This window comes from Streptomyces sp. NPDC089799, from assembly GCF_040684755.1.
In the GTDB taxonomy this organism is placed as follows: Bacteria; Actinomycetota; Actinomycetes; order Streptomycetales; family Streptomycetaceae; genus Streptomyces.
The window spans coordinates 85,043-103,381 of the sequence record NZ_JBFBGR010000025.1 but is presented as its reverse complement, the minus strand read 5'-3'; the positions used below and the strand labels follow the sequence as shown (position 1 = coordinate 103,381).

The following is an 18,339-nucleotide window of genomic DNA, read 5'->3' as shown; positions in this document are numbered from 1 at the left end:
CGGCACATGAACGGTCTGTGGTACGACGCCGAGGCGGGCCCACTGGTCCGTCCGTACGCGATGACCGGCGGGCGTACCCGGCCGGGACCCCACGGGGTGCGCTTCGACCTGATCGCGCTGGTCGCCGTGGACCCGGGTGGCACGGACGCCGACGAGGCGGTCCTGGGGCCCGAGCACCGGGCCCTGCTCGGCCTGTGCCGTGCGGAGACCCAGTCGGTGGCGGAACTCGCCGCCGAGGCCGACCTGCCCGTCGGTGTGGTGCGGGTCCTCCTGGGCGATCTGCTGGAATCCGGACACGTCCGGGTCAGCCGCCCCGTACCGCCCGCCCGGCTGCCGGACGAGCGGATTCTGCGAGAAGTCATCGAGGGATTGCGAGCGCTGTGATGGGAATGGACGAGGGGCGGCCAGACGGGGGCGACGCCGAACTGGCCGCGCTGGCGCTGAAGATCCTGGTGGCCGGCGGTTTCGGGGTGGGCAAGACGACCCTGGTCGGCGCCGTGAGCGAGATCCGGCCGCTGCGCACCGAGGAGCTGCTGAGCGAGGCCGGCGAGCCGGTCGACGACACGGGCGGGGTGGAGCAGAAGACGACCACCACCGTGGCCATGGACTTCGGGCGGATCACCATCAGGACGGGGCTCTCGCTGTACCTGTTCGGCACCCCCGGACAGGACCGGTTCTGGTTCCTGTGGGACGAGCTGTCCCAGGGCGCACTCGGCGCGGTGGTGCTCGCCGACACCCGGCGGCTGGAGGACTGCTTCCCCGCCGTGGACTACTTCGAGCACCGCCGCATCCCGTTCGTGGTGGCCGTCAACTGCTTCGCGGGCGCCCGTACCCACGGTGCGCACGACGTGTCCCTGGCGCTCGACCTGGAGGACGGGACGCCGGTGGTGCTGTGCGACGCGCGGGACAAGGACTCGGGCAAGGAGGTGCTGATCAGGCTGGTCGAGTACGCCGGGAGGGTGCACACCGCCCGGCTGCTGGACTCGGTGGCACCCCAGACCGACCCCGCGTGAGCACGTACACCACGGCACCCCACACCCCTTCGCTCCCACACCCCGGCTGCACAGCCCCACCCCCCTTCGCCCCGGCCGGCGCCGTCACCCCGTCATTCGGCGATCCCCGACTGGGCGACCACCTTCTCCACGGTGACCCTGACCAGCAGTTCGCCGGACACCGCATTGCGGCGGCCGTACGCCTCGGCGTTCTCCTCGCCCATGTACCGGGCGGCGATGCGCGTGGCCCAGTGCAGCATCTCGGCCTCGTTCCCCTCGTGGTGGAGGACCTCGGCGCGGCCCTGCAGCACGACGTAGGAGTACGGCGGCCGGTCGTCGTCCACGCAGAGGGCGACCCGCCCGTCCCGGACCAGATTGCGGCCCTTGACCGTGTCCTTCCCCGTGTTGAAGAGGAACGAGTCGCCGTCGAGTACGAACCAGACGGGGGCGGTGTGGGGGCTGCCGTCCGCCCGTACGGTCGCCAGCTTGCCGGTCCTGGTGGAGTGGGACACAAAGGCCCGCCACTCCTCTTCCGTCATCTTCTTCGCCATGGGGACATCCTCCTTGCCGGAAAGCCGCTGGTGGGGAAGGCTGGCGGAACGACGACACGGGGCGGGACCGGCCGCGTGCACGGGAGGGGCGTAAATGGCACTGGACAAGCAGCTCGATTGGCTGTTGGACGACCTGACGCGCAGGGTTCCGCAGGTCCGGCACGCGGTGGTGCTCTCCAACGACGGCCTGGTCACCGGCGCGAGCGCCGGGCTGGCCCGGGAGGACGCGGAACACCTGGCGGCCGTCTCCGCCGGACTGCAGAGCCTGGCGAAGGGATCGGGGCGGCACTTCCGGGCCGGTGAGGTCCGGCAGACGATGGTGGAGTACGACGAGGGCGTGCTGTTCGTGATGGGCGCGGGAGCGGGCAGCTGCCTGTGCGTCCTCAGCGGTGCGGAGGCCGACATCGGGCAGGTGGCGTACGAGATGACGCTGCTGGTCAACCGGGTCGGCGAACACCTGGGCGTCGCGGAGCGGCGGATCACCGGCGGCTGACCGGCCCCGCAGCGGGTTACGGCTGCGGGGTTCGGCTTTCAGCGGCGGGGTTTCAGCGGCGGATTTCCGCGACCACCAGGGCCCCGCCGCCGGGGAAGGTCAGCCGCTCCAGCGGTGCCCGGTAGGGCCAGTCCTCGGCACGGTAGAAGGACACGTCGCTGGGGATGGGGGCCGACCGCAGGTCGACCCCGTGCGTCCCGGCGGGCAGCCCGGCGGCGGCCGCCAGCAGCGGATCCGGGGCGCCCGCCCACTCCTCGACGGGCACCGGACGCGGCCACGCCTCACCCGTGTTCGGGAACATCCACCCCCCGCCGATCCGCCGTACGCCGTCCTCCCGCAGCCGATCGGCGGCCTCCCTCGCCAGCCGCGCGTACGTCAGCAGCAGGTCCTCCAGGGACTCGCCGATCAGTGTGAGGTCCGGGTACTCGCGCAGGACGTCAGGGTCGGCCATGACGGACACCGCGCAGCCCCATGCGCCGGTTTCCGGGTCCAGGCGGATCTGCGCGAGCGCCCGGTACGGGCCGTAGGTGACCTCGGCCACCGGCCAGTACGCGCCGTCGCCGCCCAGCATCCGGTGCACCTCGGGGTCGACACCGAAGTCCGCCGTACCGGGCCGCAGGCGGAGTTCGGGGAGCCCGCTCACGTGGACCGAGCCGATCGCGCGGAGCACCGTGCGGACACCGGGCGGGACCGGGACGGGCCAGGCGTCCAGCTCGGCGTCCGTGCTGCCCTCGCCCAGCCGTACGTCCTCGCGCAGTTCGGCGGCCAGGGCGCGCAGCTCGGCCACGGCCCGGGCGGCGGCATCGGCGGGCACGGCGTGCCGGCGTACGGGCCGGCCCAGGAAGTCGCCGCTCACCTCGCTGCGCAGCAGCAGGGCCTGCCCGCCGCCGACGATCCGGAGGTGGATCTCGCTGGAGCCGGTGTCGGCGGTGTTGAACTCCGTGGAGTGGTACGGCTCCCAGACGACCCGGCACGGATGGCCGGGCAGCGTCCGCAGGTCCACCACGTCGGTCAGCGAGTCACCACGGCCGACCAGCGCCGCCAGGGCCGGGTCGGCGCCCTCGGCGGCGGAGACACTGGGCACGGCGTGCACGCGGTGAACGGTGGGGGAGGAGCCTGCGGTCGAGCCGATGGCCGACCCGGCGCTTGACCCGGTGGCGGCCCCGGTCGGCGAGGCCGGCCCGGCCAGCCCGGCCAGCCACTCGATGAACGAGGGGGACAGCACGGTGAGTTCCCCGTCCTCACCGGTGGCCGCGGCCACCACCGGCCCCCAGTCGGCGCGGCCCTCGCCGTCGACGCCCACGATCAGCGGGGCCTCCACCGCGTCCAGGTAACCGAGCCTCCAGGTGCCCTGGTGGAAGGGGCTGATCCGGTGGGTCCGGCGCGGCCCGAACACGTAGCGCTCCCCGCCGACCTCGACGCCGCCGGTCTCCAGCAGGATCCGGCGGACCGCCGGCGGCAGGTCCAGCTGCCAGCCGTCCAGTTCCTCGGCGCCGAACCCGTCCAGCAGCCGCACCGTGTCGCTCTCCCGCAGCGCCCGCAGGACGTCCTCCGCCCGTGCCCCGCTCCGCTCCCGCGCCTCGTCGTTCACCGCTGCCCGCTCCCGTCCGTGCGTCCGTCCTCCGTGCCGGACCGAGCCTAACGGCAACCGGACGCGGTGCCGGACCGGCCGGTCAGCCCAGGGTGCCGCGGGTGGCGAGGAGTTCGGCGAACCGGGCGGGGTCGACGTTGCCGCCGCTGACCAGGACGCCGACGCGCAGCCCGCCGAGGTCGTGCAGCTCGCGCAGGGCCGCGGCGTGGGTGCGGAGGGCGGCCAGGCCCAGGCAGCCGGTCGGCTCCACGACCAGCTTCATGTAGGTGGCGAACGTCCGCATGGCGTCGACGAGTCCGGCGTCGGTGGCCGTGACGGCGGTGACCGTCTCCGGGCCGGCCGCGCGCAGGATCCGGAAGTTCAGCTCTCCGATGTGGGTGACCTGGGCGCCGTCGGCGATGGTCCGCGGGGTCCCGATGCGCACGATCCGGCCCTCGGCCAGGGACCGCCGGCCGTCGTCGCCCGATTCGGGTTCGACCCCGTACAGCCGGCAGTCCGGGGAGAGCGCGCCGGCCGCGAGGACGGAGCCGGCGAGCAGACCGCCGCCGCCGAACGGCACGAACAGCGCGTCGAGCGGGCCCGTCTCCTCGAACAGCTCCATCGCCGCGGTGCCCTGGCCGGCGATGACGTCCGGATGGTCGTACGGCGGAACCAGGGTCAGGCCGTAGCGCTCCACCAGGGCCTGGCCGATCTCCTCGCGGTCCTCCGCGTAGCGGTCGTACATGACCACCTGGCCGCCGTAGCCCGAGGTGGCGTCCACCTTCACCGCCGGGGCGTCCTTGGGCATGACGATGGTCGCCGGGATGTCCAGCAGCCGTGCGCTCAGTGCGACGGCCTGGGCGTGGTTGCCGGAGGAGTACGCGACCACGCCCGCGCGGCGCTGCTCGGGGGTGAAGCGGGAGAGCGCGTTGAAGGCGCCGCGGAACTTGAAGGCGCCCGCCCGCTGGAGGTTCTCGCACTTGAAGACGGCCTGGAGGCCGAGCTGTCGGTCGATCAGCCGGGACTGCAGGACGGGCGTCCGGTGGGCCCGGCCGGCGAGGCGTGCGGCCGCCGCGGCGACGTCCTCGTAGCTGGGCGTGGAGGTCGGCATGGAGCGCAGCATAGGACGCGTCCGGGGGTTGTCCACAGGGCTCGCGGGGTGTCGGGGCGCGGCGCTACCGTCTTCACTCAGAGTGATCGAAAGGATCGCTTCGGGTGAGGGAGGGGTCATGGAAGCTGGACGGAGCGGGGCAGTCGTCGCCGGTCGGGACGCCGTGGAGGTCCGGACCTGTGCGGGTCCGCAGGCGGGGCCCGGGGCCGGTGCGCAGGCGGGCCCGCGGGTGGGTCCGCGGGCAGGGGCTCAGGGTGTCGGGCGGGTCCGGGCAGGGGTGCGCGCACGGGAGGGCCAGCGGGAGCGGACGGCGGTGGGCGGCGTGCGGGCCGCCGCCGAACTGGGTCTGGGGCGGGCGGAGTTCGCCCGGGCCGTGCAGCTGGGGATTGTCCGGGCCGGGCTGCGCGGGCCCGGCGGGGTGCGGTTCGCGCGTGCCGAGCTCGACCGGATCCGGTCCGGCGAGGGGTTCCCGCACGCCCTGCGGGACCGGGTCGAGACCCTCGGAGCCGCGGGCGCGGCGGAGCTGCTGGGCGTGGGCCCGGCCCGGTTCACCCGGCTCGCGCGGTGCGGCCACGTCACCCCGGTCGGGTACCGGATCAACCGGTACCGGGCGGTGGTGTGGCTCTATCTCGCCGCGGAGCTGAAGGAGTTCGCCGGCCGCAGGCCCGACCTGCTGCGGGGCGGAGCCCCCGCGGAGGACCGGGAGCGGCTCGCAGCCGGGGAGGACCAGCGGCCGCGCCGCTGGCGCGGCCGGCACGTGGGGCTGCTGCTGAGGCGGACCGCCGACCCCTGGGAGCGGGCCGCGATCCTCGCCTCGGTGCTGCCCGATGGCGAGGTCGACGGGGCCGTCCCCGATCCGGCGGAACGGAACCGGCTGGCCGGGCTCGCACCGCCCCCGCCCCACGGCCACCCCCAGGCGGAGGCCGCCGCGGCCGTCGCCCTCCGGCTGCTCCGGGCGGAGCAGCCGGAGGAAGTCCTCTGGTACCGCACCAGTCTGGACTTCGCCCTGACCGGGGCGCGGGCTCAGTCGAAGGAGACGGGGGAGAGCGGGCCGACGTAGACCCAGGCGCCGCCCTCCCGGGTGAAGCTGCTGTTCTCGTGCAGGGAACCGGCGTGCCGGCCCTCCCGGTAGTACGCGCGGAACTCCACGGCACCCTCCGTCTCGAACATGCCGCCGCGCTCGGTGCCCAGGATCTCCAGCCGCTCCCAGCGCTGCGCCGGATCCAGCTCCAGCCCGTCCGGGCGGGTCGAGGAATGCCAGGACCGCATCAGATAGGCGGTGTCGCCGACGGCGAACGCACTGAACCGGGAACGCATCAGCAGTTCGGCGGTGGGCGCCTGCTGCGCGCCGGAGTGGAAGCGGCCGCAGCAGTCCGCGTAGGCGGCGGGCAGCCCGCAGGGGCAGGGACGGGGGGACGGCACGGGCACGGGAGGGATCAGTCCTTCGGAGAGGTGTACGGGCGGAACAGGCCCTCCTGCACCACGGACACGAGGAGCCGGCCCTCGACGTCGTAGATCCGGCCGCGGGCCAGACCGCGGCCGCCGTGGGCGATGGGGGACTCCTGGTCGTAGAGGAACCACTCGTCCGCCCGGAAGGGCCGGTGGAACCACATGGCGTGGTCGAGGCTGGCCATGTCGAACCCGCGCACGCCCCAGAGGGGTTCCACGGGGATGCGCACGGCGTCGAGGAGGGTCATGTCACTGGCGTAGGTGAGGGCACAGGTGTGCACCAGCGGGTCGTCGCCCAGCGGGCCGACGGCGCGCATCCACACCGCGCTGCGCGAGTCGGCGTCCTTGACCTCCTCACGCGTCCAGCGCAGCCGGTCCACGTAGCGGATGTCGAAGGGCTGGCGGCGCGCCATCCGCTCCAGTGCCTCGGGCAGCTCGCCGAGGTGCTCGCGGATCTCGTCCGCGACCTTGGGCAGCGAGTCCGGGTGCGGGAAGTCCAGCCGGGGCGGCAGCTGGTGCTCGATGCTGCCCTGCTCCGGCTGATGGAAGGAGGCGGTGAGGTTGAAGATCGTACGGCCCTGCTGGACCGCGGTGACCCGGCGCGTGGTGAAGGAACGCCCGTCGCGCACCCGCTCCACCTGGTACACGATCGGCACCCCGGGAATGCCGGGGCGGAGGAAGTACGCGTGGAGGGAGTGCACGGGCCGGTCGCCCGAGGTGGTCCGGCCGGCGGCCACCAGGGCCTGGCCGGCCACCTGCCCGCCGAAGACGCGCTGCAAGGACTCCTGCGGGCTGCGGCCGCGGAAGATGTTGACCTCGATCTGCTCCAGGTCGAGCAGGTCGACGAGTCTTTCGGCGGGGTTCGTCATCAGAGGCTCTCCACTGCTGTCGGTGCCGTCGGGAACGCGGGGCGGCGCCGCCCGGTCAGAGCTGTCCGACCGAGGTCACCCGGACGACCGCCCGGCCCTCCTCGTCGGAGGCCGCCAGGTCGACCTCGGCGCTGATGCCCCAGTCATGGTCGCCGTTGGGGTCGGCGAAGGTCTGGCGGACGCGCCACAGGCCGTGCTCGGCGTCCTCCTCGATCATCAGCAGCTTCGGGCCGCGGGCGTCCGGGCCGGTGCCCAGGTCGTCGTACTCGTCCCAGTAGGCGTCCATCGCCTCGCCCCAGGCGTCCGCGTCCCAGCCGGACTCGCCGTCCAGCTCGCCCAGCTCCTCGACGTTGTCGAGGGCCGCGAGTTCCACCCGGCGGAACATGGCGTTGCGGACCAGCACCCGGAACGCGCGTGCGTTGGAGGTGACCGGCTTGACCTGGTCGGCCTTCTCCTGAGCCTCCTCGGCCGTCTCCGCCTCGGGGTTGGCCAGCTGCTCCCACTCGTCCAGCAGGCTGGAGTCGACCTGGCGCACCATCTCGCCCAGCCACTCGATCAGGTCCACCAGGTCCTCGGACTTCAGGTCGTCCGGGATGGTGTGGTCCAGCGCCTTGTACGCGCTCGCCAGGTAACGCAGCACGATGCCCTCGGTGCGGGCCAGCTCGTAGAAGGAGGTGAACTCGGTGAAGGACAGCGCCCGCTCGAACATGTCACGGATGATCGACTTCGGCGAGACCGGGTGGTCGCCCACCCACGGGTGGCTCTTGCGGTACACGTCGTAGGCGTGCAGCAGGAGCTCTTCCAGCGGCTTGGGATAGGTGACGTCCTGCAGACGCTCCATCCGCTCCTCGTACTCGACCCCGTCCGCCTTCATCGCGTTCACGGCCTCGCCCCGGGCCTTGTTCTGCTGGGCGGCGAGGATCTGGCGCGGGTCGTCGAGGGTCGACTCGACCACCGAGACCATGTCCAGCGCATAGGAGGGGGACTCGGGGTCCAGCAGGTCGAAGGAGGCCAGCGCGAAGGTGGACAGCGGCTGGTTCAGCGCGAAGTCCTGCTGGAGGTCGACGGTGAGCCGGATGGTCCGGCCCTCCGCGTCCGGGGCGTCCAGCTGCTCCACGACGCCGCCGTCCAGCAGGGAGCGGTAGATCGCGATGGCACGGCGGATGTGCCGCAGCTGGTTCTTGCGCGGCTCGTGGTTGTCCTCCAGCAGCCGGCGCATCGCCTCGAAGGCGTTGCCGGGCCGGGCGATCACCGAGAGCAGCATGATGTTGCTGACCTTGAAGCGGGAGGTCAGCGGCTCCGGCTCGGCGGCGATCAGCTTCTCGAAGGTGGTGTCGGCCCAGCCGACGAATCCCTCGGGCGCCTTCTTGCGGACCACCTTGCGGCGCTTCTTCGGGTCGTCGCCCGCCTTCGCCAGGGCCCGCTCGTTCTCGATCACGTACTCCGGGGCCTGCGCCACCACGAAGCCCGCGGTGTCGAAGCCGGCCCGGCCGGCGCGGCCGGCGATCTGGTGGAACTCGCGCGCCCGCAGGGTGCGGACCCGGCTGCCGTCGTACTTGGTCAGCGCGGTGAACAGGACCGTGCGGATGGGGACGTTCACGCCGACGCCGAGGGTGTCGGTGCCGCAGATCACCTTCAGCAGACCGGCCTGCGCCAGCTTCTCCACCAGCCGCCGGTACTTGGGGAGCATGCCGGCGTGGTGCACGCCGATGCCGTGCCGGACGTAGCGGGAGAGGTTCTTCCCGAACTTGGTGGTGAACCGGAAGTTGCCGATGAGCTCGGCGATCTGGTCCTTCTCCTCGCGCGAGCACATGTTGATGCTCATCAGCGACTGGGCCCGCTCCACCGCCTGCGCCTGGGTGAAGTGGACGATGTAGACCGGGGCCTGCTTGGTCTGCAGCAGCTCGGTCAGGGTGTCGGTGATCGGCGTGGTGACGTACTCGTAGGACAGCGGGACCGGGCGGGTCGCGGAGCGGACCACGGAGGTCGGCCGGCCGGTGCGCCGGGTCAGGTCCTCCTCGAAGCGGGACACGTCGCCGAGGGTCGCCGACATCAGCACGAACTGTGCCTGGGGCAGCTCCAGCAGCGGGATCTGCCAGGCCCAGCCGCGGTCCTGCTCCGCATAGAAGTGGAACTCGTCCATCACGACCTGGCCGATGTCGGCGTCCTTGCCGTCGCGCAGGGCGATGGACGCCAGCACCTCGGCAGTGCAGCAGATCACCGGGGCGTCCGCGTTGACGGAGGCGTCGCCGGTGAGCATGCCCACGTTCTCGGTGCCGAACAGCTTGCACAGGTCGAAGAACTTCTCCGAGACCAGGGCCTTGATCGGCGCGGTGTAGAAGGTGACCTTGTCCTGGGCCAGAGCGGTGAAGTGCGCCCCTGCCGCGACCAGGCTCTTCCCGGAGCCGGTCGGGGTGGAGAGGACCACGTTCGCCCCGGAGACCACCTCGATCAGCGCCTCCTCCTGAGCCGGGTACAGGGTGATGCCCTGGCTCTCCGCCCACGAGGAGAAGGCCTCGAAGAGGGCGTCGGGGTCGGCGTTCGGCGGCAGCTGATCAATGAGGGTCACGCCCCCATCTTGCCTGGCTTCCGCCCGGATCAGGGAACCGGCCGGGTATCGAAGATCGACGAAGGTACTCTGGGCCGTCGACGATCACCACGGGACTGGGGCGGGAACGAACATGATGGGTCCGGCGCACTCGCTCTCCGGCGCTGCCGCGTGGCTGGGGGTGGGAGCGGCCGTCGCGGCCGCCGGGCACCCGATGCCCTGGCCGGTGCTGCTCGCCGGATCGCTGATCTGCGCGGGTGCGGCCCTGGCCCCCGACCTCGACCACAAGTCCGCGACGATCTCGCGCGCCTTCGGCCCGCTCTCCCGCGGCCTGTGCGAGGTGGTCGACAAGCTCTCGTACGCCGTCTACAGGTCGACGCGCTCCACCCGCGACGCCCGCCGCTCCGGCGGGCACCGCACCCTGACCCACACCTGGCTCTGGGCGGTGCTGATCGGCGCCGGCTCCTCGGCCCTCGCCGCGACCGCCGGCCGCTGGGGCGTCCTCGCCCTGCTCTTCGTGCACCTGGTCCTGGCGGTGGAGGGCCTGCTGTGGCGGGCCGCCCGGATGTCCAGCGACGTCCTGGTGTGGCTGCTCGGCGCGACCAGTGCCTGGATCCTCGCCGGTGTCCTCGACCAGCCCGGCCACGGCTGGCTGTTCACCGCTCCCGGCCAGGAGTACCTCTGGCTCGGCCTGCCCGTCGTCCTCGGAGCCCTGGTCCACGACATCGGCGACGCCCTGACCGTCTCCGGATGCCCGGTCCTGTGGCCGATTCCGATCGCCGGCAAGCGCTGGTATCCCGTCGGCCCGCCCAAGGCGATGCGCTTCCGGGCCGGCAGCTGGGTCGAACTCAAGGTCCTCATGCCGGTGTTCATGCTGCTCGGCGGCATCGGCGGTGCCGCCGCCCTGGGCTTCGTCTAGGCCGCGGCCTTTCGCTCTTCCGGTCGCCGACCTCTGTAGTGCCGATGCCCCTGTAAGGCCGTGCCCCCTGCCGTGTGCAGGGGGCATCGATGTTTTGGCGCCACGATGGCGCATTTATGGCGCGTTTACATCGCTGTGCCGGTCCCTTTTGACATAAGGCCACCATCGCGGGCGACGTGGCGCCCGTCTCGGTGTGACGCTACCGAACAACGCACTCCGGAACGCCCGGATGGCGCCTGCGTGGCGCCGTTCGTGGTGCCAAGGTCTTGCGTTGGCGCCATTATGGCGCCATAGTGATGCCATGCGGTCGAGGTGTGCACGCCTCCCGGACCCGTTGCTGCGCGCATCGAGAAACGGTGCGTGAACCCCCACACTGCCGATCCGACAGGAGCCTGTTCGTCGTGGCCACATTCCTCTACCAGCTGGGTCGCTTCGCCTTCCGCCGGCGATGGCTGACCCTCCTGATCTGGGTGCTGATCTTCGGCGGAGTGGGTGCTGCCGCCTCCTCCGCCCCACCACCGCCGGCCGATACGTTCACCATGCCGGGCACCGAATCGCAGAAGGCGTTCGACCTGCTCAAGGAGAAGTTCCCGGCCGCGAGCGCCGACGGCGCCACCGCGCGGGTGGTCGTCCGCGCACCCAAGGGCGAGAAGGTCTCCGGCACGGAGCGCAAGGCCGCGGTCTCCGCGCTCGTCGCCGACATGGCCAAGGCCCCCGGAGTGGCCGCGGTCGCCGACCCGTTCCAGGCGGGTGCCGTCAGCAAGGACGGCACCACCGCCTACGCCGTCGTGACCTACAAGGCCGCGGCCACCACGCTGAAGGACGAGGAGCACGACGGGCTCACCAAGGCGCTGGACAAGGCCCGCGACACCGGCCTGACCGTCGAGGCCGGCGGTGACGCCATCGAGGTCGAGGCGGCCGCGGGGGGCACCGAGCTCCTGGGCGTCCTGGTCTCGGCCGTGGTCCTGCTGATCACCTTCGGCTCGATGATCGCCGCCGGCATGCCCCTGCTCACCGCCCTCATCGGCGTGGGCGTCGGCCTCAGCGGCATCCTCGCCCTGGGCAGCACCTTCGGGCTGTCCGCCACCACGGGCACGCTGGCCATGATGATCGGTCTCGCCGTCGGCATCGACTACGCCCTGTTCATCATCTCCCGCTACCGCTCCGAGGTCACCGAGGGCCGCACCCCGGAGGAGGCCGCCGGCCGCGCCGTCGGCACCGCCGGCTCGGCCGTGGTCTTCGCCGGACTCACCGTCATCATCGCCCTGGCCGGCCTGGCCGTGGTGAACATCCCCATGCTCACCAAGATGGGCCTGGCCGCGGCCGGCACGGTCGCCGTCGCCGTCCTGATCGCCATCACCTTCGTCCCCGCCCTGCTCGGCTTCGCCCCGATCCGCACCCTGCGCCGCGTCGACCGCCCGGCGCTCAAGGGCAAGGAGCCCTCCGCCCGCCTGCGGCGCAGGATGGAGAAGGAGGCCGCCCGCACCAAGCCCAACCTGGGCACCCGCTGGGCCCGTTACGTGCTGCGCCACCCGGTCGCGGTCCTGCTCGTCGGCGTCCTGGGCCTGGGCGCGGTCGCCCTGCCCGCCACCAGTCTGGAACTGGGCCTGCCGGGCGAGGGCACCATGGCGACCGACACCACCCAGCGCAAGGCGTACGACATGCTGTCCGAGTCCTTCGGGCCGGGCTTCAACGGACCCCTCACCATCACCGTGAGCGCCAAGGACGCCACGGCCGCGGCCGGTTCGGCGGCCCAGGCGCTGGCCAAGGTCAAGGACGTCGAATCCGTCTCCCCGGCCACGGCGAACCCGGCCAACGACACCGCGATCGTGAGCCTCGTCCCCTCCACCGGTCCCACCGAACACGACACCGAGGTGCTCGTCCGCTCCATCCGTGACGGCGTGAGCGGCATCGAGGGCTCCAGCGGCGCCGACGAGATCCTGGTGACCGGCCAGACCGCCGCGTTCATCGACTTCTCCAAGACCCTCGACGACGCGCTGGTCCCGTACCTGGCCCTCGTGGTCGGCCTGGCCTTCCTGCTCCTGGTCCTGGTCTTCCGGTCCGTCCTGGTGCCGCTCAAGGCCGCCCTCGGCTTCCTGCTCTCCGTCAGCGCGGCCCTCGGCGCCGTCGTGGCGATCTTCCAGTGGGGATGGCTGGCCGAGGTGTTCGGAGTCAAGGCGACCGGCCCGGTGATCAGCACGATGCCGATCTTCATGATCGGTGTGGTGTTCGGCCTCGCGATGGACTACGAGGTGTTCCTGGTCAGCCGCATGCGGGAGGCGTTCAGCCACGGCGAGGAGCCCCGCGAGGCCGTGGCCACCGGCTTCCGCTACGGCGGGCGGGTGGTCAGCGCGGCCGCCATCATCATGATCAGCGTGTTCTCCGCCTTCATGACCGAGAGCAACGACCTGATCAAGATGATCGGCTTCGCCCTGGCATCGGCCGTCCTCTTCGACGCCTTCGTCGTCCGGATGGCGATCGTTCCGGCCCTGCTCGCCCTGCTCGGCAAGTCCGCCTGGTGGCTGCCGAAGTGGCTGGACCGGATGCTGCCGAACGTGGACGTGGAAGGCACCGGGCTGGACCGGCTCGCGCCGGCCGCCACCCCGGCCGGGACGGGCACGCCGCCCCACCCGGCCAGGGAGCACGACTACGCGGGCTCCGGCCGCTAGCGCGGACACCGCAGAAAGGGCCGGCCCGGCCGTGACAACAGCCGGGCCGGCTGCTCCCGTTCGCCGAAAATCCCCTGAAAGTCCCCCCGGCCGCCATCTGTTCAGTCCCGGCCGGGACGGACATCATGTGCACCGACGAGCCGTGGGATTCGTCGGCTCGCGCCATGACGGGGGGACTGACCCATGGGCAACAGCCGCAACAGAGGCCGGAGAAGCGGCAGGCGCCGCGCACTCGCAGCGGTCGGAGGGGCCCTGCTGGCCTCGCTCACGCTCACCACACCGGCCGGAGCGGCGCCCGAAGCCACCACCTGCAAACCGGCCGTCAAGGTGCTGGATTCACTGCCCGGACCGGACCCGGCCGAACCCAGCCCGTGGCTGGAGGACACCCAGGTCAACGGCATCGGCCGACTGGGACTGTCCGTCGGTACCTCGCACGGCAAGCCCGCCTGGTGGAGCGGCACCACCGTGCACGCCGTACCACTCCCCACCGGATACACCGGCGGCCGCGTCGACGCCGTCAACCGGTTCGGCCTGATGGTCGGCATGGTCATGAGTCCGACCGGGCCCCGCGCCTTCCGCTACCGGCCGGGCCAGGCCGCGGTGACCCTGCTGCCCGGCGGCCACTACGCGACCGCGGTCAACGACCACGGCCGCATCGTCGGCTACCGCTACGAAGGCAGCGACACCGTCGGCATCGAATGGCAGGGCACCACGGTCCGCCGCGTCCTCGCCGAGCCCCCCGGATTCGACCTGCGCGCCGTCACCGGCATCAACAACGCGGGCCGGATCGTCGGCTACGGCTGGGGCCCCGCCGACGACCCCGACGGCGCCTGGAACACCGCCCCCGGGATCGTGTGGAGCGGCAGCATCGCGGCCCCGCCCGTCCTCACCCAGCCGCCCGGCGACGCCTACGACATCTCCATGCCCGCGGCCATCGACGAGTCCGGCCGCCTCGTCGGCATCAGCGCCGGGCACCACGACGGGACCAACAGCCTGGTGGCCTGGGCCCCGCCGTACACCACCCGGACCGGCCCCGGCACCCTGGCGGGCCGCACCAGCGGCAGCTTCGAGGACATCAGCCCGACCACCCGGGTGACCGTCGGCACCGCCTACGACTCGCCCTACGACTGGCCCCCGGAGCCGATGCCGCCGGTCCAGGCGCAGTACTGGCGCGGCACCGGCCCCGTGCTCGCCCTGCCGAGGCTGGCGCCCACCGGCTTCTCGGCCGCCTTCGCCGTGACCGACCGGGACCAGGTCGGCGGCGTGGCCGTGGACGGCTCCGGCATCGAACGCCCCGTCATCTGGACCTGTGCCGGCAAGCAGGCCTACCAGCCGGCGGTACCGCTGCGCACCGTGCAGCGACGGCCCGGCGCGGGCATCAACCCGCACAGCCCTTCGGCCGGAGCCCCCGAAACCACCCGCCCGCGCGGCTAGGGCCCCTCCGGCAGATCACCGCCGGGCCCGCGGCGTCCGGCGGGGTGCCGGGCCGCGCGGCCCGGCACCCCACCCGCACACCGGTCAGCCGTGCCAGGACCGCCACAGGGCCGCGTACGCGCCGTCCGCCGCGACCAGCTCCTCATGGCTGCCCAGCTCGCTGATCCGGCCGTCCTCCACCACCGCGATCACGTCCGCGTCGTGCGCCGTGTGCAGCCGGTGCGCGATCGCGATGACCGTACGCCCGTGCAGCACCCGGGCCAGTGAACGCTCCAGGTGGCGCGCCGCCCGCGGGTCCAGCAGCGAGGTCGCCTCGTCCAGCACCAGGGTGTGCGGATCGGCCAGCACCAGCCGGGCCAGCGCGATCTGCTGCGCCTGCGCCGGGGTCAGCGCCGTACCGCCCGAACCCACCCCGGTGTCCAGGCCGTCCTCCAGTGCCCGCGCCCAGCCGTCCGCGTCCACCGCGCCCAGCGCCGCCCAGAGCTCCGCGTCCCCGGCGCCCGTACGGGCCAGCAGCAGATTGTCCCGCAGCGTGCCCGTGAACACGTGGTGCTCCTGGTTGACCAGGGCCACGTGCGCGCGCACCCGCTCCGCCGGCATCTCCGACAGCCGGGCCCCGCCCAGCGTCACCTCGCCCGTCCGCGGCGGGTAGATGCCCGCCAGCAGCCGGCCCAGCGTGGACTTCCCCGCGCCGGACGGCCCGACCAGCGCCATCCGGGTGCCCGGCGGCACCGCCATCGACACCGCGTGCAGCACGTCCACCCCGTCGCGGTAGCCGAACCGCACCCCCTCGGCCCGTACGTCCCGGCCGGCCGGGGAGACCCGGGCGTCGCCCGCGTCCGGTTCGATCTCCCGTACGCCGACCAGCCGGGCCAGCGACACCTGGGCGATCTGCAGCTCGTCGTACCAGCGCAGGATGATCCCGATGGGGTCGACCATCATCTGCGCCAGCAGCGCACCCGTGGTCAGCTGTCCCACCGTCAGCCACCCCTGGAGCACGCACCAGCCGCCGATCAGGAGCACCGCGCCCAGGATGGTCACATAGGTGACGTTGATGACCGGGAACAGCACCGACCGCAGGAACAGCGTGTACCGCTCCCAGGCCGTCCACTCCTTGATCCGCTGCTCGGACAGCGCGATCCGGCGCCGGCCCAGCCGGTGCGCCTCGACCGTGCGGCCCGCGTCCACCGTCTCGGTCAGGGCCGCGGCCACGGCCGCGTACCCGGCCGCTTCCGAACGGTACGCCGAGGGCGCCCGCTTGAAGTACCAGCGGCAGCCCCACACCAGGACCGGCAGCGCCACCAGCGCGGCCAGCGCCAGCGGCGGCGCGGTCACGGCGAGCGCGCCGAACAGCAGACCCGCCCACACCACACCGATGGCCAGCTGCGGAACGGCCTCCCGCATCGCGTTCCCCAGCCGGTCGATGTCGGTGGTGATGCGCGACAGCAGGTCACCGGTGCCGGCCCGCTCCAGCACACCCGGGGGCAGGCCCACCGACCGGACCAGGAAGTCCTCCCGCAGGTCGGCCAGCATCTCCTCGCCGAGCATCGCCCCGCGCAGCCGCGTCATCCGGACGAACACCGTCTGCACGACCAGGGCCAGCGCGAACAGCAGCCCGACGCGTCCCAGGTGCAGTTCGCGCGATCCGGCCGCCAGCTCGTCGACCACCCGCCCCAGCAGGTACGGGCCGGCCATGGAGGCCACCACCGCGACCGCGTTGGCGACCACCAGCACGGTGAAGGCCCGCCGGTGGCGGCGCAGCAGCCCGCCCACGTAGGCGCGGACCGTGGCCGGTGTGCCCACCGGCAGGGTGGCCGCCGTCTCCGGGGCCGCCGGATCGTACTCCGGCGCTGCCACGCCGATCATGCCGACTCCTCGATTTCCTTCAGCTCCACGTCGATCCCACCGTCGATCCCACCGTCGATCCCAGCGTCGATCCCGCCGTCGATCCCGCCTCCGGGACCCACCGGTTCCCGTTCCCCGTCCGTCTCGCGGGTGACCACCGCCCGGTAGCGCGGTTCGGAACGCAGCAGCTCCCGGTGCGTGCCGACGGCCGCGACCGTCCCGCCGTCGATCAGCACGACCCGGTCCGCGCGGTCCAGCAGCAGCGGGGAGGAGGCCAGCACCACCGTGGTGCGGCCGGCCCGCAGCGCCGACACCCCGTCGGCGATCCCCGCCTCGGTGTGCGAGTCGACCGCCGAGGTCGGCTCGTCCAGCACCAGCACCTCCGGGTCCGTCACCAGCGAACGCGCCAGCGCGAGCCGCTGCCGCTGCCCGCCGGACAGCGACCGGCCGCGCTCGGTGATCCGGGCCTCCATCGGGTCGCCGACCCCGTCCGGCGCCGACTGCAGCAGCGCGTCCAGTACGTCCCCGCAGCGGGCCGCGGCCAGTGCCGCCGGGGCGCCGACCGCGCCGGAGGCCGGTACGTCGAACAGCTCGCGCAGGGTCCCGGACAGCAGCACCGGATCCTTGTCCTGGACGAGCACCAGGGTGCGCGCGACGTCCAGTTCGAGGTCGTCCAGCGCCACCCCGCCCAGCAGCACCGACGGAGTGCCCGCCGGTGCCCCGGCGGGGTGCCCGCCCAGCCGCTCGGCCAGCCGGCCCGCCAGGTCCGGGTCGCCGCACACCACGGCGGTCAGCGAGCCCGCCGGCGCGAGCAGCCCGGTCTCCGGGTCGTAGAGGTCCCCGCCGGGCGCCGGAGCCGCGGCCGGTTCCGCGGTCCCGGCAGCCTCGGGTCCGCGGGTCAGCGCCAGCACCCGCGCGGCCCGCTTCGCCGAAGGCTTCGAGAAGGAGTACGCCTGGGCGATCTCCTCGAAGTGCCGGAGCGGGTACAGCATGGTGGCCACCGCGCTGAACACCGCCACCAGTTCACCCACCGTGATCCGGCCGTCGAGGGCGAGGCCGGCGCCGTACCAGATCACCGCGACCATCAGCGCGCCCGGCAGCAGCACCTGGACGGCCGAGATCAGCGCCCACATCCGGGCGCTGCGCACGGCGGCCCGGCGCACCTCCTGCGAGGCCTCGCGGTAGCGGCCCAGGAAGAGTTCCTCGCCGCCGATGCCGCGCAGCACCCGCAGTCCCGCCACGGTGTCCGAGGCCAGCTCGGTGGCTTTGCCGGCCTTCTCGCGCTGGATGTCGGCGCGGTGGGTGGCCCGGGGGAGCAGCGGGAGCACGGCCAGGGCCAGCACCGGTACGCCGACCGCAACGACCACGCCCAGCGAGGGCGAGTACAGCAGCAGCCCGGCACAGATCAGCAGCACCGAGAAGGCGGCCGCCAGGAACCGGGAGACCGCCTCCACGAACCAGCCGATCTTCTCCACGTCGCCGGTGCTGACGGACACCACCTCGCCGGCCGCGACCCGCCGGGTGAGGGCGGAGCCGAGCTCGGCGGTCTTGCGGGCGAGCAGCTGCTGCACCCGGGCGGCCGCGGTGATCCAGTTGGTGACGGCGGTGCGGTGCAGCATGGTGTCGCCCACCGCGATGGCGACGCCCACCAGGAAGAGAAGGGCGCCGTCGAGCAGCAGCCGGGTGCCGTCGCGGTCGACCACCGCCTCCACGCCCAGGCCGACGGTGAACGGCAGTCCGGCGACTCCGGCGAAATGGAGCAGGCCCCAGCCCAGGCTGCGGGCCTGTCCGCCGAGCTGTGTGCGGCCGAGCCAGAGCAGGAAGCGGGGGCCCGAACGGGTGTCCGGTACCCCGGGGTCCGGATGCGGAAGATCACTGATCTGCATGAC

General features: G+C 73.0%; 15 protein-coding genes. 7 read left to right on the top strand and 8 right to left on the bottom strand.

Annotated elements, in window-relative coordinates; all coding sequences use genetic code 11:
- Nucleotides 1-6: 6 nt before the first annotated feature.
- Entirely contained in the window at nucleotides 7-384 is a 378-nt protein-coding gene (locus AB0O36_RS25705) for a DUF742 domain-containing protein (protein ID WP_365114452.1), read from the top strand.
- Complete coding sequence (locus AB0O36_RS25700) at nucleotides 384-1,013, top strand: ATP/GTP-binding protein (protein ID WP_365114451.1); 630 nt, start codon at nucleotides 384-386, stop codon at nucleotides 1,011-1,013. The genes AB0O36_RS25705 and AB0O36_RS25700 overlap by 1 nt, the downstream gene beginning before the upstream one ends.
- Nucleotides 1,014-1,105: 92 nt before the next feature.
- Here the strand turns inward: AB0O36_RS25700 and AB0O36_RS25695 are convergent, their stop codons facing one another.
- Nucleotides 1,106-1,543 (bottom strand): PPOX class F420-dependent oxidoreductase, encoded by a 438-nt coding sequence (locus AB0O36_RS25695; protein WP_365114449.1) that lies wholly within the window; start codon nucleotides 1,541-1,543, stop codon nucleotides 1,106-1,108.
- 94 nt (nucleotides 1,544-1,637) lie between these two features.
- Here AB0O36_RS25695 and AB0O36_RS25690 point away from each other — a divergent pair, with 94 nt between their 5' ends.
- The gene (locus AB0O36_RS25690; RefSeq protein WP_365114447.1) at nucleotides 1,638-2,036 is read left to right on the top strand and encodes a roadblock/LC7 domain-containing protein; all 399 of its coding nucleotides are present in this window, start codon (nucleotides 1,638-1,640) and stop codon (nucleotides 2,034-2,036) included.
- Between the two features lie 52 nt (nucleotides 2,037-2,088).
- On the opposite strand, the gene AB0O36_RS25685 is transcribed toward AB0O36_RS25690, so the two are convergent.
- Both AB0O36_RS25685 and AB0O36_RS25680 read right to left on the bottom strand, forming a co-directional pair.
- Nucleotides 2,089-3,627, bottom strand: coding sequence for a hypothetical protein (locus tag AB0O36_RS25685; RefSeq protein WP_365114446.1), 1,539 nt, complete (start codon nucleotides 3,625-3,627; stop codon nucleotides 2,089-2,091).
- An 82-nt stretch (nucleotides 3,628-3,709) separates the two neighbouring features.
- Nucleotides 3,710-4,717, bottom strand: coding sequence for a threo-3-hydroxy-L-aspartate ammonia-lyase (locus AB0O36_RS25680; protein ID WP_365114444.1), 1,008 nt, complete (start codon nucleotides 4,715-4,717; stop codon nucleotides 3,710-3,712).
- Between the two features lie 277 nt (nucleotides 4,718-4,994).
- On the opposite strand from AB0O36_RS25680, the gene AB0O36_RS25675 reads away from it, so the two are divergent.
- Entirely contained in the window at nucleotides 4,995-5,777 is a 783-nt protein-coding gene (locus AB0O36_RS25675) for a DUF6397 family protein (protein ID WP_365114442.1), read from the top strand.
- Here AB0O36_RS25675 and AB0O36_RS25670 read toward each other — a convergent pair.
- The 3 genes from AB0O36_RS25670 to AB0O36_RS25660 are packed head-to-tail and all read right to left on the bottom strand — an operon-like array spanning nucleotide 5,741 to nucleotide 9,604.
- Nucleotides 5,741-6,139, bottom strand: a complete 399-nt coding sequence (locus tag AB0O36_RS25670) for a YchJ family metal-binding protein (protein WP_365114485.1) — start codon at nucleotides 6,137-6,139, stop codon at nucleotides 5,741-5,743. The genes AB0O36_RS25675 and AB0O36_RS25670 overlap by 37 nt on opposite strands.
- Before the next feature lie 14 nt (nucleotides 6,140-6,153).
- The gene (locus AB0O36_RS25665) at nucleotides 6,154-7,035 is read right to left on the bottom strand and encodes an acyl-CoA thioesterase II (RefSeq protein ID WP_365114440.1); all 882 of its coding nucleotides are present in this window, start codon (nucleotides 7,033-7,035) and stop codon (nucleotides 6,154-6,156) included.
- 55 nt (nucleotides 7,036-7,090) lie between these two features.
- Nucleotides 7,091-9,604 carry a DUF3516 domain-containing protein gene (locus tag AB0O36_RS25660; protein ID WP_365114438.1) on the bottom strand — a complete coding sequence of 838 codons (2,514 nt, stop codon included), beginning with the start codon at nucleotides 9,602-9,604 and terminating at the stop codon, nucleotides 7,091-7,093.
- A 112-nt stretch (nucleotides 9,605-9,716) separates the two neighbouring features.
- Between AB0O36_RS25660 and AB0O36_RS25655 the strand changes: the two genes are divergently transcribed.
- The 3 genes from AB0O36_RS25655 (at nucleotide 9,717) to AB0O36_RS25645 (ending at nucleotide 14,605) form a co-directional block, all read left to right on the top strand.
- Nucleotides 9,717-10,502, top strand: a complete 786-nt coding sequence (locus tag AB0O36_RS25655; RefSeq protein ID WP_365114436.1) for a metal-dependent hydrolase — start codon at nucleotides 9,717-9,719, stop codon at nucleotides 10,500-10,502.
- Nucleotides 10,503-10,903: 401 nt separating this feature from the next.
- On the top strand, nucleotides 10,904-13,171 hold the full coding sequence (locus tag AB0O36_RS25650; protein WP_365114434.1) for an MMPL family transporter: 2,268 nt from the start codon (nucleotides 10,904-10,906) through the stop codon (nucleotides 13,169-13,171).
- 183 nt (nucleotides 13,172-13,354) lie between these two features.
- Nucleotides 13,355-14,605, top strand: a complete 1,251-nt coding sequence (locus AB0O36_RS25645) for a hypothetical protein (protein WP_365114432.1) — start codon at nucleotides 13,355-13,357, stop codon at nucleotides 14,603-14,605.
- Nucleotides 14,606-14,689: 84 nt separating this feature from the next.
- Here the strand turns inward: AB0O36_RS25645 and AB0O36_RS25640 are convergent, their stop codons facing one another.
- On the bottom strand, nucleotides 14,690-16,471 hold the full coding sequence (locus AB0O36_RS25640; protein WP_365114430.1) for an ABC transporter ATP-binding protein: 1,782 nt from the start codon (nucleotides 16,469-16,471) through the stop codon (nucleotides 14,690-14,692).
- On the bottom strand, nucleotides 16,468-18,336 hold the full coding sequence (locus tag AB0O36_RS25635) for an ABC transporter ATP-binding protein (protein WP_365114428.1): 1,869 nt from the start codon (nucleotides 18,334-18,336) through the stop codon (nucleotides 16,468-16,470). The genes AB0O36_RS25640 and AB0O36_RS25635 overlap by 4 nt, the downstream gene beginning before the upstream one ends.
- Between the last annotated feature and the right edge of the window lie 3 nt (nucleotides 18,337-18,339).